Consider the following 7,548-nt stretch of genomic DNA (forward strand, 5'->3'; position numbering starts at 1 on the left):
ACCTGGTGGAAACGCTCGCCGTCGAGTGGGGCCCGTACGGCATCCGGATCAACGGCCTCGTCCTACGGCGGCCACCACCGGCTGCGGGAGGCGGGCGAGCACGGCGAACATGGACCGTCAGGTTGGGGGGTGGTGCTCAGCGCGAGAAGACCTCGAACGTCACCGCCGGGCGGCCGCCGAAGCGCACCGACGCCTGCTGTGCGAAGCCGGTGAGGAAGTTGCGGCAGTACTCCTCCGGGTCCTGGTCGGTGAGCACCTCGATGTACGCCTTGTGCTCCATCAACGACTTGATCGAGCGCTCCAGGCCAGGGCCGGCGTCCGCCGCGTGCGTCGGCGTCGAGGACCCCGCGACGGCGACCCAGCGCACCCCGTTCCAGGGCTCCAGGCCCTGCTCGGAGTGGAGCTCGGGGAAGATCCACCGGTTGCCCGCGTCGGCGGCGGCGTCCAGGGTGGCCCGGCCGACGGCCTTGTGGTCGGGGGTGTTCCAGTAGCCCCCGCCGCCCTGACCGCCCCAGGTGTCGCGGTGGTTGAGGGTGATGAGCAGTTCGGGGCGGTGCCGTCGGATGGCGGCCGCGATGTCCCGGCGCAGACCGAGGCCGTACTCGACGGTGCCGTCCCGGTAGTCGAGGAACTCCACCGTGGAAACCCCGACGACGGCGGCACTCGCGCGCTGCTCGGCCTCGCGCAACGGGGCGCACTCCTGCGGCGGGATCGTGTCGATGCCGGCCTCTCCGCGCGTGGCCAGGAGGTAGACGACCTCGCGGCCGCCGTCCGTCCAGTCGGCGATCGCCGCGGCACCGCCGTATTCCAGATCGTCGGGGTGGGCGACCACCGCGAGGGCGCGCCGCCAGTCGGTGGGCATGGGCTCCAGGGGCGCGGGCTGATCCAGTTGTTCGGTCATGCCTCGCACAATAGGCGAATGGACGGACAGGGACGGGCCGTCGCGCTGCGGGATGCGAGGGGGACGGTGTCCCGCTGCGGAGAGCTTGCCGGCGAGGTTGGTTCCGACGCGGCCGGCGCCCAGGGCGTCGAGGGTGGGGATTCCGGGCGAAAGCTCCCGGCAGTGCGGCGTGAGCCAGGACCGCTGAGCCAGCCGGCCGCATCCGCACGCGGGAGCCTCCGTGTGGGTGGCCGGGTGGTCATCTCGTGCTCCAGGACACGGTCAGTCCTCACCCGGCCCACCATCCTTGTGGTCGTCACCAGCGACCTGTCACGGCCGCCTCGGCTCAGACCGTTGCCTTGAGCGTCACCTCGACGTTCCCGCGGGTGGCGTTGGAGTACGGGCAGACCTGGTGGGTGGTCGCCATGAGCTGGTCGGCCGTGGCCTGATCGAGGTGGGGCAGGTGGGCCGAGAGCGTGACGGCGAGGGTGAAGCGTCCTTCGTCCAGGGTGAGCAGGCTCACCGTGGAGGTGACGGTCGACGCACCGACATCGACCTTCTGCCGGCCTGCGATCAGTCGCAGCCCGTTGTGGAAGCAGGCGGCGTAGCCTGCGGCGAAGAGCTGCTCGGGGTTGGTGCTGTCGCCGCCGGGGCCGCCCATCTCCTTGGGGACCGCCAGAACCTCATCGAGCACCCCGTCCAGGGAGCGGACCTCCCCGTTGCGGCCGTCGCCGGTCGATATCGCCTCGGTGGTGTAGAGCACGGACATGGTTGTTCCTTTCACGGGTGCCACAGATGGTGGTCGGTCTTCGGTCGCCGGCCACGCCGCGATCGCGAATTGGCGTGGCAGACAAAGGCTGGTGACGACAAGTCAGCGCGGACTGGTCAGCGCAGGTCCCGCAGACGGACGGTCAGCAGGTTGGGGTCTTCGGCGGTGGCGTAGGCGGCATCGAGCACATACACCGTGCCGCGCCGTACCTCGATCGCCGTGGGGTTCCGCAGGCCATCCGCCGCGGTCAGCACGGTGGAGTGGCTTCCGTCGGGGCGGATGCGGACGACCTGGTTCACGCGGTGGAGAGCGGCCAGGATCTCGTCGCCGCCGCCGGTGAAGGCGAAGTCGTCGACGGTGGTGAGTCCGGTGGCCCGGGTCTGGACCGGTCCGGGCCTGCGCCCCGGCAGGAAGGGGATCCGCACGATGGTGCCCTTGTCGGTGTTGGCCACCCACAGCGCGTTGTTGTGGATCTTCAGTCCGTTGGCGCCGGCAATGCTGGAGAAAGCGAGTTCGGGTGCGGTCGACCAGGCAGTCGCCTGGCCGCCGGTGGTGTGGACCGCCCAGATCGTGCCGAGCGCGGAGTCGGCGATGTAGAGCATGCCGTGCCGCCGGTCCAGCGCCAGGCCGTTGGGCAGGGCGTCGGCGGGCAGGGCGGCGATGCGCTCCGGGGTTCCGTGCGGGCGCAGCCGCCACACACCGGTCAGATCGGCGGCACCGGCGGCATAGAGGAAGTACAGGGTTCCGTCGGCGTCGCGGACGATCCCCATGGTGGCCGCGAAGCGCAGTACGGGCGTGCTGACCCCGCCGTCGGCGGGCAGTGGCATGGTGGCCAGGATGTGTGTCGTGCCGTCGGCTTCGACCTTGGCGACCTGCCGGGCGAGCGAGAAGGTCACATCGAGGCTGCCGTCCGGTTCGGTGGCCGCGTTTTCCGGCGTCTGCCCCTTGGCCCAGTCGAAGTGCGCGCGGATGGAGGCCGTCGCGTTCGGGGTGGCCCCGGCCGGGGATGACACGAAACCGACGACGACCGCGGCAGCGACCGCGACGGCCGTTCTCAGGATGTTCTGACGCATTGTTCCTCACGGATTCAGGGCACGCGGACGTCACGTGCGCATGGTGGGACCAGGGTTCTTGAGACGTAGCCGTCGTCAGGGCCTTCCCTGACCGTGCTGATCAGGCGGCATCGTTACCGCCGGCCACGGACGGGATGACGATGACTACGAGACCGATCTTGTGTCAGCGATCGGTTCCAGTTCTGGTGTCGTACCTGCCGGGCGAGTCTGTTCACCTGGGGCGACGGCTTGGGCCAGCAGGGTCAGCGCGGCCTGCGAGGCCGAACCCGCCACCGCGGTGACCGCCACGATCCGCTGTCCCGGCCCGTCCGGGACCGGCATGGCCTGCTGGGTGACGTCCACGGCTCCGACCAGGGGATGGCGCATCCGGTAGGTCGCGATGTCCCATGCCCGGACCGGGTGCGCGGACCACATCGCGGTGAACTCCGGGCTGTGCATGACCAGTTCGCCGATCAACGCGGCCAGCATCGGATCACCGGGGTGCCGGCCGACGGCCAGGCGCAGCCTTCCCACCACGTCCCTGGCCTTCTTGGGCCAGTCCTCGTACAGCTCGCGGGTGTGGGCGTCCAGGAAGACCAGTCGCGCGGTGTTCGGACGTCGAGCGGGATGGTCGGGGCTCTGATAGGCGAGGTGTCCGGCGAACAACGCATGCCCCGCGCGATTCCACGCCAGCACGTCGTTGCGACGGCCGAGCACGATGACCGGGGTGTCCCCGAAGGCGCGGATCAGCTGTCTCGTCGTATCGCTGACGCGCTCGGGTGCCTGCCGGCGGGTTCGCTCGTTGCCGCCCTTGTGCAACGCTCCTGCGAGATCGTGCAGATGGCGGCGTTCGGTTCCGTCCAGACGAAGCGCTCGGGCGATCGCGTCCAACACCTCCGTCGACGCGTTGAGCGACACCCCCTGCTCCAGTCGCGTGTAGTAGGACTCGCTCACACCCGCCAACCCCGCCAGCTCGTCGCGGCGCAGACCCGGCACCCGCCGCTCCTCGTCGAACATCCGCAACCCGACGTCCGCAGGCTGCAGTTGCGCCCGGCGCGTCCGCAGGAACCGCCCCAACTCTGATCTGCTGCTCATGGATTCGAGTATGGACACGCGCGACCTCACCTGCCTGCCCCTGTCAGTGCCAGGCGAGCCGGACACCGACACCGCTGGGGCGTGGGCCTGTTCAGGCGCTCGTCGAGGGAACGAGGATGTCGAGCGCCCCGGCGCAGTCCAGTGCGGCCTTGGCGGAGCGTGGCAGCATGATGTCCTCGTAGGCGCGGAGGGCGTCGTCGACGGTGGATTCGGCGATGAGGGCGTGGGCGAGGTCGGCGCCGTCGAGCATGGCGAGGTTGGCGCCCAGTCCGACCGGGGGCATCAGGTGCGCGGCGTCGCCCAGCAGGGTGATGCCGGGGACGTGCTCCCAGGTGTGCGGGGCGGGCAGCACGAACAGGGGCCGGTTGATGAACGCGCGGTCGTTGTGCCGCAGGAGGTACAGCAGGCTCTCGTCCCAGCCGTCGAACATCTTCAGCAGGTGGGTTCGCACGGCTGCCTCGTCGGCGAGGTCCACATCTGCGGCCAGGTGCCAGTTCTCCGGGGCGCGGAAGGCGATGTAGGCGCGGATGTTGCCGTTGCTGTTGCGCTGGGCGAACAGGGCCCTGCCGGCGGACTTCGCGAGCAGGCTTCCGTTGCCGACCATCCGCGCGAGGGCGGGGTGGCGCAGGTCGCAGTCGTCGAAGCCGGCCTCGACGAACGTGACGCCGGTGTAGGCGGGCGTGGCAGCCGACAGGGCCGGGCGGACGCGTGACCAGGCGCCGTCGGCGCCGACCACCAGGTCGACGTCCTCGGTGGTGCCGTCGCCGAGGAGCAGGCGCCAGCTGCCGTCCCCGAGCGGGGTGGCCCCGTTGACGGCGCAGCCCCACCGTACGGTGCCCGCGGAGAGGGACTCCAGGAGCAGGCCTCGCAGTTGACCCCGGTCGATCTCCGGGCTCTCCTCGTCGTGGACGGGTCCAGGGAAGGGCAGGGCCGTACCGGTGATGGGGTCGAGCACGCGCCACTCCTGGCCCTCGGGGCGAGCCAGGGTGCGGAACCGGTCGAGCAGGCCGGCCGCGCGCAGGGCGAGCTGACCGGTGCCGGCGTGGATGTCGAGGGTGCCGCCCTGGGAGCGGGCGTCGGCGGAGGCCTCACGTTCGAAGACGGTGACGGAGCGGCCGTGGCGTTGCAGGACGCCGGCCAGGGCCAGGCCGCCGAGGCCGGCGCCGACGACCGCGATGCGTGGGTCACGGGCGGAGTTCATAGGGATGTCCCCTCAGGAAGGTGGGCTGAGCCGCCGGTGGCCCGGCGCACCACCAAGAAAGCACATCCACTACAAAAGCGCAATGACTACACTTTCGTAGCGAGTTCATCTTGGGCTATGGTGTACCGGTGACCGAACCGACCGGGCGCCGCGAGCGCAAGAAGGCCCAGACCCGCCAGTCCCTGGCCGACGCCGCACTCCAGCTCTTCCTCGAGCGCGGCTACGACCAGATCGGCGTCAAGGACGTCGCGGACGCCGCCGACGTGTCCGTGACCACCCTGTTCAAGCACTTCCCCAGCAAGGAAGCCCTGGTCTTCGACCAGGACGACGATCTCGAGGCGGCACTCGTCGCTGCCGTCCACAACCGGCCCCCGGGCCAGTCGATCCCGCACGCACTGCGCGAGCACATCCTGCTGAAGCAGACCCAGCTCGCCGTCAACGCCGCAGACCCGCGCTTCGCCGCGTTCGCGCGCATGGTGCAGGACACCCCGGCCCTGCGCGACTACGCCCACCGCATGTGGACACGCCACGAAACGACCCTGGCGCGCGCCATCGCGGAGGAAGTCGGCGCCCCCGGCGACGACATCACCTGCGCGGCCCTGGCCCGTTTCGCCCTGGAGGCCCGCATCCTCATCCAGCGACACGCCGACCCGCGGCGCGCCGCCGAGGAAGCCTTCGCCCTGCTCGAACACGGCTGGGCAGCCCTGCACACCCACCATTGAGCGCTGCTGCGGCGACCGCAGCGTCAACCGCGCAGTCGCGACCAGAGTCCGACGAACGGTTCCTGCGGCTCCTGCGCTTGCAGACCGCCGAGGTGCGCGACGGCGCCCACCGTGCGGGCCCCAGCGGCCGCACGACCGTCGGCGGTCGGCGCCGGTCGCGGTCGCCGCGGAGCGAACGGCCTTGCGGTCACGTCGAGGCAGCCTGGGTGGTCGCCCTGCGTCGCAACGCCGCCGAGGGGTCCGTCAGTCCTGGGCCTCGTCGCGTACGAGGGCCAGCAGGTGGTTCAGGACGCGGGGGCCGCCGGCGCGGAGGCCGTCGTGCTCGAACTCGTCCGTCACCCAGGTGCGCAGGCCGCGGATCGCCCGGGCGGTGTGCAGGGAGTGCGCGGTGTCCACGTACATGTCGTCGTGGTAGACCGCGGCGGCCACCGGTACCTCGTTGGCGGCGAGCCGGGCCGGATCGTACAGGGGCTGCCAGCCGGTACGGGCAGCCAGCAGTTCGGCGGTCTCGCGCAACGGGGCCAGCGCGGGATCGGCGGTGAAGTGCCAGGGGTGGATGGTCTCGCCGGTGAACAGCAGGGGCCCGTCGCCCGCGAGGGCCTTCTCGGCGTCGAAGCCGGGGTGGCCCGCGCGGACCCGTTCGGCGGCCCAGGCGGTGGCCGCTGCCGGCTCCTGGGCGTAGATCGGCTCGTGGAGCAGGGCGTAGAGGGGGTGCCCGGCGAAGGAGAGCAGCCCGCGAACGCCCTCCAGGAAGGCATCGGAGAGGGCGGGGCCCGACAGGGTCGGGACGAAGGCGTCTTCCAGCAGGTGGTGCAGTTGGTGGCTGCCGTCGCCGCTGCCGAGCAGGATGCCGACGGACTGGAAGGCCTCGGCGGTGAGGCGGTAGCCGCCCGGGAGTTCGGCCGGGCGCTCCAGGAGGTGGGCGGCGATGCGGCGGGCGCGCTCGACGTCCATCGGGTAGCGGGCGTAGTGGGCCAGGTTCTTCCGCTCGATGCGGGGGTACCCGGCTTCGTACACCTCGTCGGCGGTGGCGTCGAGGGACGGGAGCCCGCCGGTGATCAGGGCGGCGGTCAGGCCCTCGGGGGCGGTGGAGAGGTAGTGGGTGGTGCAGAAGCCGCCGAAGCTCTGCCCGAGCACGGTCCAGGGCGCGCCGCCGGTCAGGCCCGGGCGGATGGCCTCGGCGTCGCGCACGATGGAGTCGGCGCGGAACCGGGCGAGGTACTCCGCCTGCCGCTCGGGGGTGCCGCGCAGGGGCAGGGTCTGCCGGTTGGCCGGGGTGGAGCGACCGGTGCCGCGCTGGTCGAGCATGAGGACCCGGTACTCGGTGAGGGCCCGCCCCAGCCAGGCCTGCCGGCCGACGAAGCGGCGGGCGCCGAAGCCGGGGCCGCCCTCCAGGTAGAGCAGCCAGGGCAGGGTCTCGGGGTCCTTGCCGGTGGCGACGGCCTCGCGGGCGTACAGCTCGATGTGCTCCCCGTCCGGGCGGGTGTGGTCGAGCGGGACGCTGAAGCGGTGGTCGGTGAGGACGACACCGGGCTGACGGTAGCTGCGGTCGATGGTCACGAACGGCCCCTGGGTGTGCGGCTGCCCCGGCCGGATCGCGACCGGGGCACGGTCTGGCGGCCCGGCCGAGTGTAGTACGGGGCCGCCGGCTGCCCTGGACCTTACCGGCGGCTGCGGCGGCCGGCGCCGCCCCGGACCGCGGAGCCTTGGCGATGCGCGCGCGTTCCCCGGAGGCCGCGTACCCGGCCGCACGGGAACGGGCCCGGCGAGCCCCCGCGGCCCGGGGGGCCGGGGGCGCCCCCGCCGCGGGAGCCGGGGGGGGGGGAGTG

At 71.9% G+C, this 7,548-nt stretch carries 7 protein-coding genes; 1 reads left to right on the forward strand and 6 read right to left on the reverse strand.

Annotated elements, in window-relative coordinates:
• Positions 1-136: 136 nt before the first annotated feature.
• From AB0I68_RS11125 to AB0I68_RS11145, 5 genes are all read right to left on the reverse strand, one after another.
• Positions 137-901, reverse strand: a complete 765-nt coding sequence (locus AB0I68_RS11125) for a PIG-L family deacetylase (protein ID WP_363176943.1) — start codon at positions 899-901, stop codon at positions 137-139.
• A gap of 325 nt (positions 902-1,226) precedes the next feature.
• A complete protein-coding gene (locus AB0I68_RS11130) occupies positions 1,227-1,649 on the reverse strand; it encodes an organic hydroperoxide resistance protein (protein WP_363176944.1) in 423 nt (140 codons plus the stop codon).
• A 116-nt stretch (positions 1,650-1,765) separates the two neighbouring features.
• Positions 1,766-2,722, reverse strand: a complete 957-nt coding sequence (locus AB0I68_RS11135) for a hypothetical protein (protein ID WP_363176945.1) — start codon at positions 2,720-2,722, stop codon at positions 1,766-1,768.
• A 144-nt stretch (positions 2,723-2,866) separates the two neighbouring features.
• Positions 2,867-3,796: a helix-turn-helix transcriptional regulator gene (locus AB0I68_RS11140; RefSeq protein WP_363176946.1), complete on the reverse strand. Its 930-nt coding sequence runs from the start codon at positions 3,794-3,796 to the stop codon at positions 2,867-2,869.
• A 91-nt stretch (positions 3,797-3,887) separates the two neighbouring features.
• Positions 3,888-4,997 (reverse strand): NAD(P)/FAD-dependent oxidoreductase, encoded by a 1,110-nt coding sequence (locus tag AB0I68_RS11145; protein ID WP_363176947.1) that lies wholly within the window; start codon positions 4,995-4,997, stop codon positions 3,888-3,890.
• Between the two features lie 128 nt (positions 4,998-5,125).
• On the opposite strand from AB0I68_RS11145, the gene AB0I68_RS11150 reads away from it, so the two are divergent.
• On the forward strand, positions 5,126-5,719 hold the full coding sequence (locus AB0I68_RS11150) for a helix-turn-helix domain-containing protein (RefSeq protein WP_363176948.1): 594 nt from the start codon (positions 5,126-5,128) through the stop codon (positions 5,717-5,719).
• 243 nt (positions 5,720-5,962) lie between these two features.
• Here the strand turns inward: AB0I68_RS11150 and AB0I68_RS11155 are convergent, their stop codons facing one another.
• Positions 5,963-7,273 carry an alpha/beta fold hydrolase gene (locus AB0I68_RS11155; RefSeq protein WP_363176961.1) on the reverse strand — a complete coding sequence of 437 codons (1,311 nt, stop codon included), beginning with the start codon at positions 7,271-7,273 and terminating at the stop codon, positions 5,963-5,965.
• Positions 7,274-7,548 lie beyond the last annotated feature (275 nt).

This window comes from Streptomyces sp. NPDC050448, assembly GCF_040655295.1.
In the GTDB taxonomy this organism is placed as follows: Bacteria; Actinomycetota; Actinomycetes; order Streptomycetales; family Streptomycetaceae; genus Streptomyces.

What these genes read in the sequence shown, in the direction of transcription:
- AB0I68_RS11125 (WP_363176943.1), bottom strand. Translation starts at nt 901, where the DNA reads ATGACCGAACAACTGGATCAGCCCGCGCCCCTGGAGCCCATGCCCACC.
- AB0I68_RS11140 (WP_363176946.1), bottom strand. Translation starts at nt 3,796, where the DNA reads ATGAGCAGCAGATCAGAGTTGGGGCGGTTCCTGCGGACGCGCCGGGCG.
- AB0I68_RS11135 (WP_363176945.1), bottom strand. Translation starts at nt 2,722, where the DNA reads ATGCGTCAGAACATCCTGAGAACGGCCGTCGCGGTCGCTGCCGCGGTC.
- AB0I68_RS11130 (WP_363176944.1), bottom strand. Translation starts at nt 1,649, where the DNA reads ATGTCCGTGCTCTACACCACCGAGGCGATATCGACCGGCGACGGCCGC.
- AB0I68_RS11145 (WP_363176947.1), bottom strand. Translation starts at nt 4,997, where the DNA reads ATGAACTCCGCCCGTGACCCACGCATCGCGGTCGTCGGCGCCGGCCTC.